This window comes from Anaerocolumna jejuensis DSM 15929 (assembly GCF_900142215.1).
Lineage (GTDB): Bacteria > Bacillota > Clostridia > Lachnospirales > Lachnospiraceae > Anaerocolumna > Anaerocolumna jejuensis.
In genome coordinates this window covers 387492-408471 of sequence record NZ_FRAC01000007.1, presented here as the reverse complement: position 1 = coordinate 408471, position 20980 = coordinate 387492, and the positions used below count along the sequence as shown (strand labels likewise).

Genomic DNA, 20980 nt, shown 5'->3' with positions numbered 1-20980 from the left:
GAAAATTAAGCGACATATAATAATATATAAATGTGTCGATTGTTTTGACAATATGTACGGAGGTGGTTTATGGAGGGTATAAAAGAGTTCATCAATAATACCTGTGCCGACCTTAATGTGATCTTAACTGTCAGAGAAAATGATAACCCGGGATGTATCTTTAGAAGAGAGGAATTCTGCCTGCATATTGGAGAATGTAAAAAGGTCTGCTTTGGAAACGAATTTAATCCCTTTCTTGACTGTATATGTGCCTGCTACTGTGAATTCGGTCAATGCGCCAGCACAGAACTGGCTGTCAGGAAAAGAGGAAGTGCAGTTGACAGATTTATAAATAACACTCCTAAAATATTCTTCCTCAATGCCGGACCTTCTATCGTTATAACTTCATTGCACTGGTGTCATTAATCCCCCAATTTAAAAAGGCAGCCTGTACCCAAAACAAGGCCCCGATTGTTTTATCATCTGGCTTATTGAGTATAGTCTGCCCTATCTTTTATACCTTCCGAAATTAGTACAGATTTTTGATCTTAAAATCCTTCTCTGCCTCTCTTCTCTGGTCCTTCTTTGCTATGTCCTCTCTCTTATCATAGAGTTTCTTTCCCCGTGCCAGGCCGATTTCAACCTTTACCAGGCTTCCTTTTAAGTAAACGGTCAAGGGCACAACGGTATAACCCTTTTGTGCCACTTTTCCCATTATTTTGTTGATTTCATAATTATGAAGAAGTAATTTTTTGATCCGAAGAGGGTCTTTATTAAAGATATTTCCCTTTTCATAAGGGCTGATATGCATGCCATAAACATAAACTTCTCCATTCTCTATGCGGATAAAGGATTCCTTTACACTGCATTTCCCCATCCTAATGGATTTTACTTCCGTACCATGGAGTACGATTCCCGCCTCAAAGGTATCTTCAATAAAGAAGTCAAATCTGGCCTTTTTATTATTTGCTATCATTTTGATACTGTCTTTCGCCATATACTCTATCTCCCAAATAGTAAGCATGCTAAACATTCTTGCTGCTTTTGCGCTTATAATTCCTGTTATTCTTCTATCAGCCTGAAGTCGATTACCTTCTGCCATTTATCCGTGTCGACGACTTCAACCTTTACCTTCTGTCCCAGCTTATAGCTCTTTCTGGTATGCTCGCCTGTCATTGCATATTTCTCTTCCTCGTAGACATAGAAATCATCCTCCATATCTGCCACCCGCACAAGTCCTTCTACGGTATTGGGAAGCTCCACATACATGCCCCAGCTTGTAATTCCGGAAATAACGCCGTCGAATTCTTCTCCTATATGGTCACTCATATATTCGACCTTCTTCAGTTTCAGCACATCTCTTTCCGCATCGTCCGCCCTGCGCTCCGTAATGCTGGCCTGCCTTGCCACATCCGGAAGAATCTTGTGGTAATGGTTGAATCTCTTTTCACCTAACCCTCCCTTTAGGTTTTCCTTTATAATACGGTGAATCTGCAAATCCGGGTATCTTCTTATGGGGGAGGTAAAATGGCAGTAATATTTTGCTGCCAGGCCAAAATGCCCGTCACTCTCAGCTGCATATTTTGCACGCTTCATGGAACGAAGTGTAAGCCTGCTGATTAACGCTTCTTCACTGCTCCCTTCAATTTTGCGCAAGAGCTTCTGCAGTTCTTTCGGATGAATGTCCTCCTGTCCGATGCGGATGCTGTAGCCAAAGTTGTTGATGAAAATGCCCAGCTCTTTAATTCTGTCAGAATCCGGGTTCTCATGGACACGGTATACAAAGGGGATTTCCTGCCAGAAATAATCCTCTGCCACTGTTTCATTTGCTATAAGCATAAAATCCTCAATTAACTTTGTCGCCTTATTCCTGTCATAGGGCTTAATATCAACAGGATGCCCTTCTTTATTTAGAATCACCTTGCTTTCGGGAAAATCAAAATCAATGGAACCCCGTTTTCTTCTTTTCTCTCTTAGTATCTCCGCCAGCTCCTCCATTAAAAGAAATATGGGAACTAATTCCTCATACTCCTTCATTTCAGCTTCATCCTTGTCTTCCAGGATTTTCTTTACGCTGGTATAGGTCATTCTCCGGTTTACACAGATTACTGCTTCAACAATCTCATGTCCTATGACATTTCCCTTATCATCAATATCCATCAGACAGCTAAGTGCCAGCCTGTCGGTACCTGCATTCAGGGAACAGATTCCATTGGATAATTTGTGAGGCAGCATGGGGATAACCCTGTCAACCAGATACACACTGGTTCCTCTATTTAAGGCTTCCTTATCAAGGGGGGTATCCTCTCTGACATAGTGGGAAACATCCGCAATATGAACTCCAAGATGATAGATATCTCCTTCTTTTGAAAGGGTTATGGCATCATCCAAGTCTTTGGCATCCTCTCCGTCTATGGTCACAGTTGGAAGGTCTCTTAAATCCTTCCTTCCCTTAATCTCCTCTTCCCCTATCTCTTCCTCTGTTTTTTCGACCTGCTTTAATACTTCCTCCGGGAACTCAAGAGGTAGATTGTAGGCTGCAATTACTGATTTGATATCAACGCCGGGATCGTTTATATGCCCCAGAATTTCTATAATCCTGCCTTCCGGATTTTTTGATTTATCTCCGAAATTGGTAATCTTTACAACTACCTTATGCCCATTGACGGCTCCCTTGGTATGCTCCTTCTGTATAAAGATATCCTTTCCGAATTTCGTATTATCCGGTACGACAAATCCATAATTTTTGCTTTTCTCAAATGTACCGACTACGGTAGTATTACTCCGCTCTATAATGCAAAGGATTTCCCCTTCCCTGCGCTTTCCTGTCTGCTCACCTTTGATACTTACAAGTACCTTGTCATTGTGAAGGGCTCCCTTTGTGCTGCTCTCAGGTATAAAGATATCCTCGTCTTCTCCTTCAATGACTACAAAGCCAAATCCCCTTTGAGTGCCTGTAAAAATTCCTGCTTTCGTATTGTTATCGGATACTCTGTATTTACCCGAATTATCTGCTTCAATCTTACCATCTGCTACTAATGCTTCCACGATTTCTCTGAAATCAGTTTTTTCATTTCTCGGCACCTGCAGGATACCGGCCATTTCCTTTAATTTCATTGGCTTGTATTCTGTACTGCTCAAAAACTCAAGCAGAATTTTTTTTCTTTCTTCCAGTAATATTTTATCCATATATCCTCTTTCTGCTTCTTTAATTTTCATTCTTTTATTAGTATTACCAATAGTATACCATAATTATCCTGTGTTTTATACTGTATTTTAACGAGCTTTTCACCATATTTATAAAATAAAAGCATCCCTGGAAACCATTTCCGATCCAGGGATGCTTCTATTAACTGATTTGAGTTTACTTATATTACGTTTAATATGATGGAGAAAATATAAAATACAGCACTAAGAGCGATGGTTGCTTTTAATAAGCCGCCTTCCTTCGATCTGCTTCTATTTTTACCCCAATAAGTATCTGCTAAACCACTGATGGAACCGGATAAACCGGCAGATTTGCCTTCCTGCGCTAATACACATACTGATAATGCAATGCACGCAATCACAAATATAACTGTTATGATTATTTTTAATACTTCCATTAAGACACCTCCTAACGCACTGTTCTGATTATAACACAGTCTGTCTCAAAAAACAACTATCTAGTTATTTTTTAATTAAAAGTGATTTTCCTGTCATTTCGGCCGGTTTTGTCATTTCCATCATTTCAATCAAAGTAGGTGCGATATCAGCAAGGCAGCCGTCTTCTTTTAAACCATATGCCTTATCATAATTTACAAGGACAAAAGGTACAGGATTGGTGGTATGGGCTGTAAAAGGCTCCCCTGTCTCATAGTCAATTAACTGCTCTACATTTCCATGGTCGGCACATACAAACATCTGTCCGTCAACCTTTATAAGGGAATCATATACCTTGCCTACACATTCATCAATTGCTTCCACTGCCTTTACAGCAGCATCAACGATACCCGTGTGTCCTACCATATCAGGATTTGCAAAGTTAACAATGATTACATCATATTTTAAGGATTCAATGGCTTCTGAAAGCTTTTCCGCAACTGAGTATGCGCTCATTTCAGGCTGTAAGTCATAGGTTGCAACCTTCGGCGAATTAACAAGAATTCTTTCTTCACCTTCGTTAGGAACTTCCACGCCGCCGTTAAAGAAAAAGGTCACATGGGCATATTTTTCAGTCTCTGCTATTCTCAACTGCTTTAAATTATTTTCAGCCAGGAATTCACCAAAGGTATGGTCAATGGAAACCTTATGGAAGGCAACTATCTTATGTTCAATGGTTACATCATACTCTGTAAAGCATACATAGGTTAAGGGCATTCTTCCCTTTGTTCTTTCAAAACCCTTGAATTCATCATCACAGAAGGCTCTGGTTATTTCTCTTGCACGGTCGGGTCTAAAGTTAAAGAAGATAACAGAATCATTTTCCTTAATAACCGCAACGGGTTTTCCGTTTTCCGTCATAACGGCAGGAAGTACAAACTCATCATTTACTTCCTTATCATAAGAAGCCTGAATTGCCTCAGCGGCACTCTTAGCTTCTATTCCTTCTCCATCAGCCAGGGCACGATAAGCCTTTTCTACTCTGTCCCAGCGGTTGTCGCGGTCCATTGCATAGTAACGACCCATAACGGAAGCCACTTTACCGATTCCAAGCTCCTTCATCTTTTCCTCCAGAGCAATAACATAGCCTTTGCCGGAGGTAGGAGGTGTATCTCTTCCGTCTAAGAAAGCATGTACATATACATTCTTTACGCCCTCTCTCTTAGCAAGCTCCAATAATCCGTATACATGTGTAATATGGCTGTGTACGCCGCCGTCGGAAAGAAGTCCGTATAAATGCAGGTCGGAGTTATTCTCCCTGCAATTTTCCATGGCTTTCTTTAAAGTTTCATTCTGAAAGAAATCGCCGTCCTTTATTTCTTTTGTAATTCTGGTCAGTTCCTGATATATAATTCTTCCGGCACCCATATTCAGGTGTCCTACTTCCGAATTACCCATCTGTCCATCGGGAAGCCCTACTGCGAGACCGCTGGCATAACCTTTCTCCCAGGGATATTCAGCCATTAATTTATCCATTACAGGCCTTTTTGCCAGTTTAATTGCATTACCTTCGGTCTTATCATTTAAACCGTAACCATCTAATATCATTAGTACTGTAGGTTTTTTGCTCATATGAATACTCCTTTTCCTTAAGCCCACGAGTATAAAAATTCCCGAATTCGCACCAGTTTCGGCATAAACCGTCTGATTGCAGTGATCTATTGCTTCAAATCGGTGTAAAAGATGCATCGTGTTTTTTAATTATATACCGTGAGTCTCATTCTGTCTCAATAATTTCGGGCAGCTTAACACTGCGAATACGTACATAAAGTTATTCACTTTATGTACGCTGATATTGCAATGGAACATAATTTTTATCCTGCGCTTTATCTATATTATATATGAATATAGATTAAGTGCAAGATTTTGAAAAACCTTTTATCTAATTCAAATAATGAGCTTACACTTATTTATAATTAACGATTTTTCCAAAATCCGGCTTTAAGCTTGCTCCGCCTACAAGGCCTCCGTCGATATCAGGCTGTGAAAATAATTCTGCTGCAGAATCCGCAGTAACACTTCCGCCGTACTGAATTCTGATGGCAGCTGCCGTATCCGTATCATAAATTTCTGCAACACACTCACGGATTGCTTTACATACTTCCTGTGCCTGTGCAGAGGTTGCAACCTTACCGGTTCCGATTGCCCAGATAGGCTCATAAGCAATAACTGCTGTCTTAGCCTGCTCTGGAGTTACATTCAGGAATGCAATCTTAATCTGCTGACGGATAAAGTCAATTGTTACCCCCTGCTCTCTCTGTGTAAGAGATTCGCCGCAGCAGATGATGGGAGTAATGCCATGCTCGAAAGCCTTTAATACTTTTTTATTTACCGTAACATCTGTTTCAGCAAAATATTCTCTTCTTTCAGAATGTCCGATTATAACGTAACGTACGCCGATATCATCAAGCATTCCAGGAGCGATTTCGCCGGTATAGGCACCGTTCTCCTCAAAATGCATATTTTCAGCACCTATTTGTATATTGGAACCTTTGGCAGCTTCAACGGCAGTTGTTAAGGAAATTGCCGGAACACAGAATACAACATCTGCATCTTCCGTTGCTACAAGGGGCTTTAACTGATTGATAAGTGTAACAGTCTCACTGGTGGTCTTATTCATCTTCCAGTTACCTGCAATAATTTTTTTACGCATAGCTTTTCTCCTTTTTATCAAGAAAAGGGACTGTCAGGCATTTTCTCTGCCAGTCCCTGGTTTTAATTTAATTTATTTGTCATTTGCTGCAGCTACACCGGGAAGTTCTTTTCCTTCCAGGAATTCAAGAGAAGCGCCGCCGCCTGTGGAAATATGTGTCATCTTATCACCAAAGCCTAAGGTATTAACGGCTGCTGCAGAATCACCGCCGCCGATGATTGTAACAGCATTAAGGTCTGCAAGAGCCTTTGCTACTGCAATAGTACCCTTTGCAAAGTTAGCCATTTCGAATACACCCATAGGTCCGTTCCAAACAACAGTCTTAGCTTCTTTTACAGCATCTGCATAAAGCTTGCAGGTCTTCTCTCCGATATCAAGTCCAAGCCAGCCTTCACTGATACCTTCTTCGCTGGTAACGGTCTTGAATTCCGCATCGTTGGAGAATTCCTTTGCTTCTATGGTATCAACGGGAATTAAAAGCTTAACACCCTTTGCTTTAGCCTTATCCATCATTTCCTTTGCATAGTCAAGATAATCTGCTTCCAGCATGGAGTTACCGATTTCCTCGCCCTTTGCCTTCATGAAAGTATATGCCATACCTCCGCCAATGATCAGGGTATCTACTTTATCAAGAAGGTTGTTGATTACGGAAATCTTACTGGATACCTTAGAACCGCCAAGAATGGCTACGAAAGGTCTTTCGGGATTATTAACGGCATTTCCAAGGAAATCAATTTCTTTTTGCATTAAGTAACCTACAACAGCTGTGTCTACATATTTTGTAATACCGACATTGGAGCAGTGAGCTCTATGTGCAGTACCGAAAGCATCGTTTACGAATACATCGCAGATAGATGCAAGGTCTTCGCTGAAAGCGTCAACATTCTTGGTCTCTTCTGCTCTGTAACGGGTATTCTCAAGAAGGATAACTTCTCCGTCCTTCATTTCTGCTACGGCTTTTTTGGCATTTTCGCCAACTACGGTAGCATCTGCTGCAAATTTTACAGGCTGTCCTAATAATTCAGAAAGTCTTACTGCTACGGGAGCTAAAGATAATTCCGGCTTGGGTTCTCCCTTGGGTTTTCCAAGATGAGAGCAAAGAATAATCTTTCCTCCGTCTTTGATTAATTTCTGAATGGTAGGAAGTGCTGCAACCAGACGGTTTTCATCTGTGATTTTTCCCTCCTGAAGAGGTACGTTAAAGTCACAGCGAACAAGAACTCTTTTTCCTTTTACGTTAATATCATCGATGGATTTCTTATTAAGCATGTAATTGCTCCTTTCAAAATGATGTTACACAATAATAATGGGCCCGTATCTCTATAGAAAGTCACAGAGGGTTCGGTAAACGTTCCTCGACTTTCTTTCAAAGACCGGACCCATAATAGGATCTATAAATTATAAAATTAAATTATGCTAATTATGAATTATGCTAATTCAGCGAAAAATTTAATTGTTCTTACCATCTGGCTTGTGTAGGAATTTTCATTGTCATACCAAGCAACAACTTTAACTAAAGTCTTGTCTCCATCAAGAGGAGTAACCTTTGTCTGAGTTGCATCGAATAAAGAACCTTCAGTAATACCGATGATATCGGAAGATACTAATTCTTCTGTTGTATAACCGAAAGATGCGCTTGCTGCTGCCTTCATAGCTGCATTTACATCATCTTTGGATACCTTGCTCTTGCAAACAGCAACTAATTCTGTGATAGATCCTGTAGGGGTAGGTACACGCTGAGCAGCACCGTCTAATTTGCCTGCTAATGCAGGAATAACAAGACCGATTGCTTTAGCAGCACCAGTTGAATTGGGAACGATATTTTCAGCAGCTGCACGAGCTCTTCTTAAATCTCCCTTAGGATGAGGACCATCTAATGTCATCTGGTCACCTGTATAAGAGTGAATTGTTGTCATGAAACCTTTTTCGATTTCTGTTAAATCATTTAATGTTTTAGCCATAGGAGCTAAGCAGTTTGTTGTACAGGATGCTGCGGAAATGATAGTATCTTTTGCTGTTAAAGTTTTTTCGTTAACGCCGAAAACGATAGTAGGAAGATCATCTCCTGCGGGAGCAGAAATTACGACCTTCTTAGCACCTGCGTCGATATGTGCCTGAGATTTAGCTTTTGATACATAGAAGCCTGTACACTCAAGTACTACATCTACACCGATTTTTCCCCAAGGAAGATCAGCTGCATTCTTCTCAGCATAGATTTTGATTTCTTTTCCGTCAACAACGATAGAAGATTCCTTTGCTTCAACTTTATCTGCTAAAGCGTATCTTCCCTGTGCTGTATCATATTTTAATAAGTGTGCAAGCATTTTAGGATTTGTTAAGTCATTGATAGCTACTACTTCATATCCTTCTGCTCCAAACATCTGTCTGAATGCAAGACGTCCAATACGTCCAAAACCATTAATTGCTACTTTTACTGCCATTTTTATTCCTCCTAATTGTTAATTTTATAATATGCTGCCATAATGTTCCATAACATCAACTTTATGTAGGAGCGACAGCTATTAACCATTATGATTGACAAATTTTTCTCAAACACTATATTATTTTACCTTTTTTACAAGAAAATTTCAAGAGTAAAATATAAATTAGATTAAGATTAATAGATACTTCATAAAAGCTTTTTGGGAATAAATTTCTTTGTGCACTTTAACTCTTGTCAAAATTCAAAAGGTGATTTTTTCCTTTTTTCAATAAAATTATTTTAAAAAGGAACCGGGGCCCGGGGCTGCCTTTCTTTAAAATGCAGCTGCCCCTCCCGATTTCAGTACTTCCTATCTCATTGACTGTCCGCCCTGGGATGCCTGGTTTGTAATCTGTGTTATAACATTTCTTAAGTCATTAATTTCATCCTGTGATGCTTTTTGTGCCGGTTGATAATAATTTTTATTCGTAGCAATTGTATATAATTCATGCTGGCAGGTTTCTGCCTCATTTCTCATCTGCTGTAAAGTCTGCCTAAGCTGCATATCTTCCGACTGAGAAATCATATCTCCCAGGCTCTTAAGGCCTGCATTAATTGAATTCAGCGCATCTGTTACCATTGCCTGTTCTTGCATAGTGAAACCTCCTATTTTAGAAATTGAATTAGTTTTTGTCTTGTCTGCTCTGCTGACTGGGCTTCTTTTTGGAAAAACTGTTTTACATTAGGATCTGTGCACTGTTCAGCATAGGTCTGGTATTTCTGCTTATTTGTCTCTCCAAATACTAATAAATGCCTCAGGTTCTGAACATCAAGTTTGGATAAGTTACTCATTCATATTTCCTCCTTTTGTGATTTTATGATAATAGCAATTCTTTTTGCACACTATCAGAAATTATTATCTCAAAAAGGGGGCTTTCTTATACAGGCAAAAAAACGGTAATGGATAAATTCAATTTCTTTTTCAGGAGGTTAGCCCGTTATACAGCTCTTCATAGAGAAGGGCGGAAGTTTTCCAGGAATAATCCATTGCCATTCCCCGGTCGACCAGCTTATTCCATTCTCTTTTTTTATCATAAAATACCGATTTGGCATAATTTATTACGGAAAGCATTTCATGGGCATTATAATTACGGAAGCTGAAGCCTGTTCCGGTATTTTCAAATTCGTTGTATGGTATGACCGTATCCTTTAACCCTCCGGTTTCCCTGACAATAGGCACCGTTCCATAGCGAAGGCTGATTAACTGGCTTAACCCGCAGGGTTCGAACAGGGACGGCATCAGAAAGGCATCACAGGCAGCATAGACTTTGTGCGCTCTTTCCTCTGAAAAAAAGATATTTGCAGAAACTCTGTCTCCATATTTCCAGGCATAATGCCTGAACAGATTCTCATACCTGCCTTCACCGGTTCCTACCACAACAAGCTGTATATCTTCCGCGCAGATATTTTCAATTACGCAGTCGATTAAATCAAGACCCTTCTGGTCTGTAAGCCTTGATACAATTCCTATCATAAATTTCTTAGGGTCTGCCGCAAGGCCCAGTTCTTCCTGTAAGGCCTTTTTATTCTTGACCTTTTCCTTACGGAAATTTTTTATATTGTAATGAAAGGGTATTAAAGGGTCACTTAAGGGGTCATATTCTTCATAATCGATTCCATTTACGATTCCTGTAAGAACATTGCTTCTCGCCCTCATAAGCCCGTCAAGCCCTTCTCCATAGTAAGGTGTCTTTATCTCTTCCGCATAGGTCTTACTGACAGTGGTCACCGTGTCAGCATAGGTAATGCCGCCCTTTAGATAATTTGCATCACCGTAGGCTTCCAATTTATCCGGAGTGAAATAATAATCCCCCAATCCGGTTACATCCTTTACTGTCTTTAAATCCCATACTCCCTGGAATTTAAGGTTATGTATGGTCATTATGGACTTGATGCCGCAGTAAAATTCATTATTTGAAAATAAATCCTTTAAATATACAGGCACCAGCCCTGTCTGCCAGTCATGGCAGTGTATAATATCCGGTCTGAAATCTATCTGGGGTAATATGGAGAGTACTGCCTTTGAAAAATAGGCAAATTTCTCAATGTCTTCATAGATATTTCCGTAAGGTGTATTTCCGCAAAAGTAATATTCATTGTCAATAAAGTAATAATGTATGCCGTCTTCTATTATTTCAAACAAACCTACATATTTGTTCCTCCAGGCAAGGTCCATATTAAAGTTAAACCTGTATAACATCTTTTCCTGCAGGGCTTCCGGTATGCTTTTGTATTTCGGCATTACTACACGTACATCATATTCTTCTTTGTTAATGTATTTTGGTAAGGCACCTGCAACATCTGCAAGACCACCTGTTTTAAGATATGGGACACATTCAGAAGCTGCGAATAATATTTTCTTCATAACTACCTCCGGAATATTTATGTGTTACATCTTGATTATACATGATTTTCCACTATTAGCAAAGTTTATTTTCAACAAAAAACTGCTTCAGTAAAACGACGCTTAATATGCATCGTACCCCTTTTACTGAAGCAGTGTAATTTTTTATAGTAAGTTTCTTACTATTATGCTCTTAATTTATATTCTAATCTTATTTTATCAGCTATTAAAGCTACGAATTCAGAATTAGTCGGCTTTCCCTTACCGTTACTGACAGTATAACCAAATAGCTCATCAATTGTGTCCATCTTTCCCCTGCTCCAGGCCACTTCAATAGCATGTCTGATAGCTCTTTCCACCCTGCTCGGTGTTGTTTTATGTCTCTTTGCAATGGACGGATACAGCAATTTTGTAATGGAGTTCAACATCTCGCTGTCATTAACTGACATCATGATTGCATCCCTTAAATACTGATATCCTTTAATGTGTGCAGGCACACCGATTTCATGGATGATATTCGTCACATCGGATTCCAGATTTCTTTCCTTATAGTCATCTTTACTTTCATAAGTACTAACCCGGTGATTCTCAAATACTTTTGTATTATGTAAATCGCCTCTGATCTGCTTAATTCTGGTAAGCACCATATTGTTATCAAAGGGTTTCATAATATAATAGCTTGCACCTAATTCAAATGCATTTTCTGTTACGCCTTCCTGCCCGATTGCCGTAATAACGATGAAGGCCGGCGCATTTTTGAAGCTATCGTCGAGTCTTATCTTTTCCATAACACCTAAACCATCCAATTTAGGCATAATCAAATCCAAAAGAACAACATCCGGCTTCTTATCTCTTATTACTTCCAGTGCGTCAATTCCATTGTCGGCGGTCCCAACCACCTCAATGTCGGAGTCTCCCTTCAAGATCTCCTCTAAAAGCTTTACAATTCTTTCATTGTCATCCACAATTGCTACATTGATCTTACCCACTTTGTTTTCCTCCCAAAATATTCCTTTTGCTTATAAATTTTGTCTAACCAGAATAATTCCTAACCTCCTTTTGTGTGAAATATGCGTGAAAAATAGTTCATCCGTACCATATTATAACTCTTTATCGTTTCCAAGTCAATATTTTCCATATTCATTGACGAAATCTCGGCTTTTTCTATTGATTTTAAAAATCAACTTTAAATATACAGCCTTTTACATAATATATTACGGATGAGTAAAGTCAATTCAAATAATCTGCAAATAATGATTTGTAAATTATTTACATGTTCTTATTATATACATTTATTTCCATTTTATCAATTCTTTCTTATCGCAATTTACGACACAGGGGCTATTGTTTTGAGCGCAAGTGAAAAATAATATTTAATTTTCAAATATAAAATTTTATCTTAAGTAATTCTAATGTTATATCCTGTTACATTTTACTGCTGCGGTTATATTAAGTCGATTGCGGTGAGTTTTTATTTATCTTCAAGGTTATTCAGCATATTTTCGATAAATGTCCCGTATCCCTTGGTGGAATCCTGTATAAATACGTGGGTAACGGCTCCGATTATCTTACCGTTCTGGATAATAGGGCTTCCGCTCATTCCCTGGACGATACCTCCGGTCTTATCTATCAGGGCAGGGTCTGTTATGCTTATTACCATACCTTTGTTGGGGCTCTGGCTGTTTAAGTCAATTTTATCAATATTAATGCTATACTCTTTTACCTGGTTTTCCACACAGGTAAGAATGGTAGCGGGTCCAAGCTTTATTTCCTGCTTTAAGCCTACCGGAATGGCCTCCTGCTCGTTTGCCCTTACAAAACCGGAACCCACTCTGCCAAATATTCCTTGATTGGTATTCTTTTTAATATCACCTATCTTGTCGTCATCATTTTGCTTAATAAGACCTATCAGCTCCCCCGGAACTCCCTGCTTGCCCTTGATTATCGTCATGATATCGGCATTATAAAGATATCCTCTTTCAATTTCCATCAGCAGGCTTGTATCAATATCGGTTATGCCATGGCCCAGAGCACCAAATTGCCCATCCTTTGTTATGAAGGTCAGCGTGCCGATACCCTGGGTATTATCCCTGATCCATGCACCTATCTTGTATTCACCGTCCGCTGTTTTTACAGGTGATATCTTATAAACTGTTATTTTATCGTCTCTGCGCAGAGTTACCTTTATATCCTTACCATCACAATGCTGTATCTCTTCAATTAATTCTTCCTTGTTATGGATAACCGTATCATTAATTTTGGTGATGTAATCACCGGTTTTCAGTTTATTGAGAGAGGGTTCATAATTAAGGCCGTCAGCACCATTTATAACACCAGTCCCCAGGACCATAATTCCATCCGTTTCAATATATATACCGATTGGGTCACCGCAGGGTATCAGTTCTTTCTGGTCAATTACTCCAATGGTAACTTCCTTAAAATTCAGAAAACCGAATAGTTTTAAATGAATCTTATAATTTCCCGTTGAGCTTGATTTTAACGTAAAAGGTTCTCCCAGGTTCAGCTTAATCAGACCCTTTGGAACAGTTTTATTATTTACGCTCAATACATCTACATCTCCGGAGGTTACACTGCCTTCCATCGGAAGATTAAAATCAAATTTCTCATTTTCCCCTACCATGATTTTTATGGAATCCGGTACACTGCTGTCAATGTAGCGGTAAGTAAAAAAAAGTAATACAAGTATGTTTATACACAGTGCCAGGATGAGAATTCTTCTGTAAACTAATTTTTTATGCATGATATTAGCTCCCTTTACGTATCTATCGCTATTTTTTCATTTCTGATGTATTTTGCTCTTAACATCATAAACATATTCTTAACTGATATTTTCATTTTATTAGTCCATCTTACTTCCAATTTAAAAAATGTTCGTTCAAAAATTGCATTTTAAAAAAAGGATATACACTCTTGAGTGTATATCCTTAAATACCTGCCTTATGTTAGTATGTGTAGAAAATTCAAATTCAAACTATTTTTGTTTTGTTTTTTTCGCTAATTGTTTCATTTCCTCGGCGCTTTCAATTACTGTTTTTGTAATCCTGGCACCTCCAAGAATTCTGGCAATTTCCTCGATTGACTCCTGGTCCTTTAGCTGCCTTATCTCTGTTCGAGTTGTCCTTCCATCGGTGTTCTTCTCAATTATATAATGGGTGTCGGCCATGGAAGCGATCTGTGCCAAATGTGTAATGCATATTACCTGATGACTGCCCGATATCTCAGAAAGCTTCTCCGACACCTTCTGGGCGGTTCTTCCGCTGATACCGGTATCTATCTCATCAAAAATTAAAGATTCAATTTCATCTTTATCCGCAAAAACGGACTTAATTGCCAGCATTATTCTGGATAATTCACCTCCGGAAGCGACCTTTGAAAGGTTCTTCAGCTCCTCACCGGGATTAACGGATATCAGAAATTCCGCATCATCGAAACCATCCTGTGTATAATTCTCTTTTCTGGTCAGTTCAATTGCAAAACTCACATCTAAAAAATTCAAATCTACCAGGGCCTCTTTTATCCTTGCCGATAAAACCCTGGAATTCTTGGTTCTAATCTCTGAGAGTTTTTCACTGAGGCTTCTTACTTCCTTTTCCTGTACAGCAATACTTTGATTTAGCTCCCGAAGGGTTTCCTCATAATGATAGTATTGCTCCAGCTTCCTCTCTCCTTCTTCCACCACTTTCGCAATTTCCTCGATGGAATTTCCATATTTCGCTTTGAGGTGGTTTATCAGATTCAGACGTTCTTCCACCTCTTTAAAATCTTCCTCATGATTGCTGAGGTCCGCTGTATACTCGGACAAATTTCTGTTAAATTCATTTACAAGGGCTTCCAAATCCAGACTCTGATTATAAAATTCATTCAGTCCCTTGTCATAATCCATTAATTTTGCCAGCTGCTTAACACTTCTGCCTATCATATCTCCGGCAGAGCCCGCAGCCTGATAGCCCATCTGCTCATAAACCTGGGAAAGCCCCTCTGCAATTATTCTTGCATTGGAAAGCTTCTTATATTCGCTGGTAAGCTCCTCATCTTCTCCCGGTCTCAGATTAGCTTCTTTGATTTCGCTTACTTCATATTCCAGATAAGAAATTTCCCTTAACCGTTTATCTTCCTCTATTGTCAGCTGTGTCAGCTGCTTTTTAAGCTCTGCCAGGGTATTATACTCCTTTGCCAGCTTCTGCTTGACCTTTGAAGCTTCCTCCCTGGCAAAACGGTCTATGATGTCCAGATAATTTTCTTTATATAAAAGTGACTGGTGCTCATGCTGTCCATGGATATCGATCAATAAACCCGCTATTTCCTTAAGGCTCTGGGCCGTAACCGTCTCACCGTTTATTTTACTGATGCTTTTTCCGTTTGTAATCTTTCGTGTAATAAGAATCTGCCCGTCTTCCATGGGCAAATCCAGTTCCTGCATTTTATTTATGACTGCCCTGCTGCCTGACTCAAACAGCAGCTCGACCATTGCATATTCCGCCCCATGCCTTATAATGTCCTTGCTTATTTTCCCTCCCAGGCAGACATTCACGGAGCCGATTATAATGGATTTACCGGCTCCTGTTTCTCCTGTCAATATATTAAGGCCATCCTTCAAAGTAATATCCACTTCATCAATAATAGCAAAATTCTTTACATGTAAATTGAGCAGCAAGTCTCTTCCTCCTAAAGGTTTGATATTATATTGGTAAGCATTGTTGTCGGATTAAAGTGAAACCAAGAGCATATTCAAAACATATGTTCTCTTTTATATTCTTTATATTAGCATAACTTACTAATTTGTGCAAGAAATTTTAAATCAGATAGAAATAGCCGGAAAAGGAATTTTTCAATGAAATTTAAAAGGAAATCAAAATTAACAGGAATTTTAAAAGAAATTACTGAATTAAAAGAATAAAGGAAAGGAAAATGATATTAGTGTATTCGGGATATCTATCCGTCACATTGTCTTATATTTTTCATAGCCGGCCTTTGGATGCCTGCATTATAAATAATTTTACATCCAAAGGCTGTGGGCTATGAATTTATTAATATAAATTTAAATCAGCTTATTTTATAGCTCTTTACTTTATTTTAGTAACCTTTAAACTACAGGTTAAACGCCTGCCGTTTACGGTGGCAATAATCGTTGTTGAACCTACTCTTCTTGTACTGATCACACCGTTATTGACAACAGCGATATTGGAATCCACAATATCCCAGGTTACACCGCTTGTTATTCCCAATACCGTCAATGTATAGTCAGTATACTGCTCTAATACGAGATTTGTGGCATTCAGCCCAACTACTGTTACTTTTGTAGTAGCCGTCTTACCCGATTCCGTCATTACTGAAACATTGGCAATACCTGGCCTATTGGCTGTAAGCTTGCCGGAGGTTGTTACGGTAGCGACTGTTTTATTATCGGTTGCCCAGCTTGCACTATCCGTAGATGTAGAAGGATTAATGGCTTTCTGAAGAACTGCCGTTTCTCCCACAACCATGGTCAGGTTCTGATTTAATATTGTAACGCTGTTAGCAGGAACCCTGGGCTGTACAATGACATAGCTGATAGCATATTTTCCGCTGTTATCCTTTGCTGATGCCTTAACCGTTACATTTCCTGCTTTTAATGCCGTAACCTTACCGGAAGCATCTACAAGGGCAATTGTTTCATCGCTGGATTTCCAATTAACTGTTTTAAAGGATGCACTTTTGGGTTTTACAGTTGCTTTCAGTTTAAAGCTTCTGCCTGCTACTGTTGTAACTGAGGTTCTGTTTAAGCTTATGTAGGAGACTGACCTTACTACTCTAACCCTCACTTTTGCTTTCTCGCCGCTTCCGTCCGTTGCAGCGGCTGTAACAGTTACCGTTCCCACTCTCCTTCCGGTTATATGGCCTTTCTGGTCAACCGTTACGATTCTGGAATTACTGGTAGTCCATTTTATCTTAGGGTTGTTGGCTGCATTGGTCTTAACCTTTGCAACCAAGGCATAGGTTCTTCCAAGTCCAAGCTTGTAGCTGGATTTATTTAAAGTAACACTTGTAACTCTTTCCACTACTGTTACCGTACAGAAGGTCGTAAACTTACCGTCCGTAGTTTTACAGGTTATAACTGCCGTACCGCCCTTTTTACCCTTGACCCTGCCGTTTGCTGATACTGTGGCAACGCTGGTCTTGGAGCTGACCCAGACTATGGATTCTTCGCTTGCGGCTGAGCTTGGCTTAATTGTAGCTTTTAAATCAAAATAATCTCCGATTACTACTGTCTTCTCCGTGTAATTAAGCTGCAGGCCTGTCGCTTCGGCCTTTACCGTTACTGTACAATAGAGTACGCTTCCCGTTGAAGTGGTAGCCGTGATCATGGTTCTGCCGGCTGCTTTTGCTGTTATGGTACCGGTGCTGTCTACAGAGGCAATGGTCGCATCCAATGAACTCCAGGTCAAGGTGTAGTCCGTTGCCGTAGCAGGTGTGGGAGTTACTTTTATGGTATAGGTCTTTCCGATATAAAGCTCAAGGCTTGTTACATCAAAGGCAAGACCTGTTGCTTTTTCCTTTACTATTATCGTACAGCTGGACATATAAAGTCCATCTGCCGTCCTTAAAATAATAACAGTCGTACCAGCTGACTGGGCCTTGATATTTCCTTTTGCATCCACACTGGCTACACTGGCATCCGAAGTACTCCAGGTAACATCCGTGTTGGTGGCATTGGTAGGGGTTATGGTATAGGAAAGCTTTGCTGTATCCCCTGTATACATTATTTTTTTGGTGTCATCCAGTTTAATCGCTGTTATAGGAACCCCTACTGCCAAATTACATACGGCAGAAACATTGGGATTATCCAATGAGGTTACAATAATGGAAGTAGAGCCGGAAGACAATAATGTAATCAGACCCGAATCGTTTACGGTTGCTACTGAAGGATTGGTAGACTTCCAGCTAACCCCGGTATTCGTAGCATCGCTGGGAGTCACGGTTGCTTTCAGCTGATAGGTTCCGACTGATTTCATCAGGCTGAGGTTGGTTGCCGATAAGGTAATACCGCTTACCTGCTGCTTAACGGTTACCTTACAGGAACCAATAATATAATTCTCCGTATTGACAGCAATAATCAGGGCTGACCCAGGCTGGCTCTGTGCAGTAATATTAACAAGTTCGGAACTGCTGTTGGTAATCTTAACAACCTTCTCATCCGTACTTATCCATTTTACCGGCACATTTCTTGAAATGGTAGGATCGAATTTAGCCTTTAATATATAGCTTTCAGCCATATTTAATGACAGCGCCGCCGGATCTATCGTAATTTGGGTAATGGTCTTACCAACAGTTACTTTACATACAGCTTTTTTTGTTACTCCACCGGTAGTAATCGCTGCCACAATATAAGCAGTTCCTTCACCTGCACCTGTTACCAGACCATTATTCGATACCGTTGCAATACTGGTTCCGTTATTAATACTATCATCATAGCTAATAGTAGGATCTTTTACACTATACCATTTTACCTCAGTAGAATCATTGGTAACGGTAGGAAGCAGCTGCAGCGTTCCTGATATATAAATATTTGCTTCCGTAAGGTTCAATGAAATACCGTCTATAACAGTAAGGTTAATTACATATTTCGTTCCATCATCCTTCGTAATCGTAATTGTCGCATTACCGCTTTTTCTGGCAGTAAGGATTCCCTGGCTGTTAATGCCTGCAATCGATGTATCATCGGAATAATAGGTATAGACTCCATCCAGTGGATTTATAAGGCTGCCCAGATCATAGGTATCATTCACATTCATTACCAGAAAAGGAGGAATGTCAGGATTCACATTTAGATGGAGTTTAATATATGGCACCTTAACACTGCCGGGTGCAACATCCAATTTATCCGGAATATACATATTGTCAGCAAAACCCATAATAATGTACTTGCCTGATTTTGCATTATTTACTGTAAACGTTCCGTCCGTCTCACTTGCCGTATAGGATATAATACCTGCGGGATTGGCTATTAGCTGAGGCCCGGTAGTTGTATCACGGTAAAATTTCCAGATAATTTTTGATGCATCCTTTGAATTGGTATAAAAGGTTACGCTTTTCTTGGTTTCTATGGTATCCGTTTCATACTTAAACGCCGAATAATCGGTACCATCCGCGCCGCCCGGAGGTGCAGTGTTAATCCTTGGCGTAACGATCGCCTTAAAACTGGCTGTTAAAGCAGTTGTCTTACTGTCTCCTGAAGCAGTATTTGTTGTAATGGTAATCGTGGCAACACCCGCTCCCACTGCCTTGGCGACGCCATTCTGAACAACTACAACAGAGGGATCAGAACTCGAAACGGAGGTAAAGGAACCAACTAAATTCAGATCTTCCGGATTTATTTTACTGTATTTTATTTCCACATCTTTGGTTTCGCCCACATTATTAAAAACCATAATATTCTTGTCAAAATCGCTTCCAGTAATAAGGGCATTGGTAAATCCCGTATATTTAATTCCAAATTCTACTTTTATATTTAAGGAATAATTATGTGCATACCCATCATTGTCCTTGTAAAAAAGCCTTATGGTAGCATATCCAGGACCTTTTACTTTGATATTAGCAGATAGGGTATTGTTATCAATATTATTCAAGGTAATAACACCAAGTGCGCTCTCATCATGTGCAGAATCACTGACATTAACTGAATTGACAGACCATTTTATCGTACTCGGGTCAAAGTTTTTTATGTAAACTCCATCGGAACCGGACAGGTATATCGGATTGTTGTCTTTCTGAGTGAGACTCACCTCACTACCAGATGTCTTTGGATTTCCATTTACCATAAAATAATAAGAATCTGCTGCTTTTACCTTCTGTAAATCAATTGGCTGAAAAATTGTTACCATTGCTATAATCAGACAGCATATAACTGCTGTCCATCGTTTAATAAATACTTTATTCATTCTGACCTCCCTGTCCGAATCCCACCTAATTTTGTCCTTAAACATATATCGTCATAATATACGTTTTTTCTTATATTTATCTTATATTTTTCTGTTAAAAATTTAATTCTATGTTTTGTCATTTCTGTGTCATATCCTCTTGTAAAAAATAGTATCCTCTAATGTAAACAGTATATCAACCCTTTCATTCCAAGTTACTGCATTAACTATGCTATCTGTACGACTCTCGCCCCTTTGCATAAAGGATAAGAGCTGACAAACTCTGTTATGGCAGCCTTCATCTTCTCATAGGATTTACCATAAAAATAAAATGCTGTTTCAGTTTCTCCCTGCCAATATCTTTGGAGATTTCCACTATTTCCTGTCAGCATACTAAGCTCCTGCAAGACATAGTCCGGGTCGCACTCATTATATACATTATCCGCAAGATTGATCCCATCAAGATATATGGCAAGCCCTTCTGACTTCCCAAAGGATATCTCTTTTGATTCTTCTATGGTAACCGCAGACCCCTTGGGCACCCCTTTCGCTTCCAGAAAAGGAATAATTCCATTAGCGATCTGCTCACAGCTTTGATTTTTATAAACCATAATTTCTATATCACAAAAAATTATTTCACCGGTTTCTGACTGCATTGTTCCACCGCCGCTGACTTCTCCATATCCGTATTTCTGAAGAAATTCATTAAGGGGCTCTTCATAAAAATCCCCTCTGTCCAACGGCATTATTTTATCATTTAACTGGACAATGATAAACTCGTTTGTATCCTTATTAGCCCACGGCATTATCTTAAGTAGTTTCTTAAACATTTTAACTCCCCTCTGTATAACAGTATTTGGTTGATGTTTAATTTTTTTTTATACTTATTTTTTGGCGGTAATAAATCCACCATTGCAAAAACTCATCCTTACATATCGCACCATATTTGTCATTAGCTGCAT

Annotated in this window: 16 protein-coding genes; 1 reads left to right on the top strand and 15 read right to left on the bottom strand. The window is 39.4% G+C overall.

Features of this window, described 5'->3' with window-relative positions:
* Positions 1-69 precede the first annotated feature (69 nt).
* Complete coding sequence (locus BUB77_RS05305) at positions 70-405, top strand: hypothetical protein (protein WP_073273607.1); 336 nt, start codon at positions 70-72, stop codon at positions 403-405.
* Positions 406-508: 103 nt separating this feature from the next.
* Here BUB77_RS05305 and smpB read toward each other — a convergent pair whose 3' ends face one another.
* The 15 genes from smpB to BUB77_RS05230 form a co-directional block, all read right to left on the bottom strand.
* Positions 509-976: an SsrA-binding protein SmpB gene (gene smpB, locus BUB77_RS05300; RefSeq protein WP_073273934.1), complete on the bottom strand. Its 468-nt coding sequence runs from the start codon at positions 974-976 to the stop codon at positions 509-511.
* 65 nt (positions 977-1041) lie between these two features.
* Entirely contained in the window at positions 1042-3168 is a 2127-nt protein-coding gene (rnr, locus tag BUB77_RS05295; RefSeq protein ID WP_073273606.1) for a ribonuclease R, read from the bottom strand.
* Positions 3169-3347: 179 nt separating this feature from the next.
* A complete protein-coding gene (gene secG / locus BUB77_RS05290) occupies positions 3348-3584 on the bottom strand; it encodes a preprotein translocase subunit SecG (RefSeq protein WP_073273605.1) in 237 nt (78 codons plus the stop codon).
* Between the two features lie 64 nt (positions 3585-3648).
* Entirely contained in the window at positions 3649-5193 is a 1545-nt protein-coding gene (gpmI, locus tag BUB77_RS05285; RefSeq protein ID WP_073273603.1) for a 2,3-bisphosphoglycerate-independent phosphoglycerate mutase, read from the bottom strand.
* Between the two features lie 334 nt (positions 5194-5527).
* Positions 5528-6274, bottom strand: a complete 747-nt coding sequence (gene tpiA, locus BUB77_RS05280; protein WP_073273601.1) for a triose-phosphate isomerase — start codon at positions 6272-6274, stop codon at positions 5528-5530.
* Between the two features lie 72 nt (positions 6275-6346).
* Complete coding sequence (locus BUB77_RS05275) at positions 6347-7543, bottom strand: phosphoglycerate kinase (protein WP_073273599.1); 1197 nt, start codon at positions 7541-7543, stop codon at positions 6347-6349.
* A gap of 158 nt (positions 7544-7701) precedes the next feature.
* Positions 7702-8715: a type I glyceraldehyde-3-phosphate dehydrogenase gene (gene gap, locus BUB77_RS05270; RefSeq protein WP_073273597.1), complete on the bottom strand. Its 1014-nt coding sequence runs from the start codon at positions 8713-8715 to the stop codon at positions 7702-7704.
* A gap of 351 nt (positions 8716-9066) precedes the next feature.
* Positions 9067-9351: a spore coat protein gene (locus BUB77_RS05265; RefSeq protein ID WP_073273595.1), complete on the bottom strand. Its 285-nt coding sequence runs from the start codon at positions 9349-9351 to the stop codon at positions 9067-9069.
* A gap of 11 nt (positions 9352-9362) precedes the next feature.
* Positions 9363-9548: a hypothetical protein gene (locus tag BUB77_RS05260; RefSeq protein ID WP_073273593.1), complete on the bottom strand. Its 186-nt coding sequence runs from the start codon at positions 9546-9548 to the stop codon at positions 9363-9365.
* A gap of 130 nt (positions 9549-9678) precedes the next feature.
* Complete coding sequence (gene glgA / locus BUB77_RS05255) at positions 9679-11121, bottom strand: glycogen synthase GlgA (RefSeq protein ID WP_073273592.1); 1443 nt, start codon at positions 11119-11121, stop codon at positions 9679-9681.
* 164 nt (positions 11122-11285) lie between these two features.
* Positions 11286-12089 carry a sporulation transcription factor Spo0A gene (gene spo0A, locus BUB77_RS05250; RefSeq protein ID WP_073273591.1) on the bottom strand — a complete coding sequence of 268 codons (804 nt, stop codon included), beginning with the start codon at positions 12087-12089 and terminating at the stop codon, positions 11286-11288.
* 482 nt (positions 12090-12571) lie between these two features.
* Complete coding sequence (gene spoIVB, locus BUB77_RS05245) at positions 12572-13861, bottom strand: SpoIVB peptidase (protein ID WP_073273589.1); 1290 nt, start codon at positions 13859-13861, stop codon at positions 12572-12574.
* A 231-nt stretch (positions 13862-14092) separates the two neighbouring features.
* Positions 14093-15775 carry a DNA repair protein RecN gene (gene recN / locus BUB77_RS05240; RefSeq protein ID WP_073273587.1) on the bottom strand — a complete coding sequence of 561 codons (1683 nt, stop codon included), beginning with the start codon at positions 15773-15775 and terminating at the stop codon, positions 14093-14095.
* 409 nt (positions 15776-16184) lie between these two features.
* Positions 16185-20039 (bottom strand): Ig-like domain-containing protein, encoded by a 3855-nt coding sequence (locus BUB77_RS05235; RefSeq protein ID WP_073273585.1) that lies wholly within the window; start codon positions 20037-20039, stop codon positions 16185-16187.
* Positions 20040-20245: 206 nt separating this feature from the next.
* Complete coding sequence (locus BUB77_RS05230; RefSeq protein WP_139241111.1) at positions 20246-20848, bottom strand: hypothetical protein; 603 nt, start codon at positions 20846-20848, stop codon at positions 20246-20248.
* Positions 20849-20980: the final 132 nt, after the last annotated feature.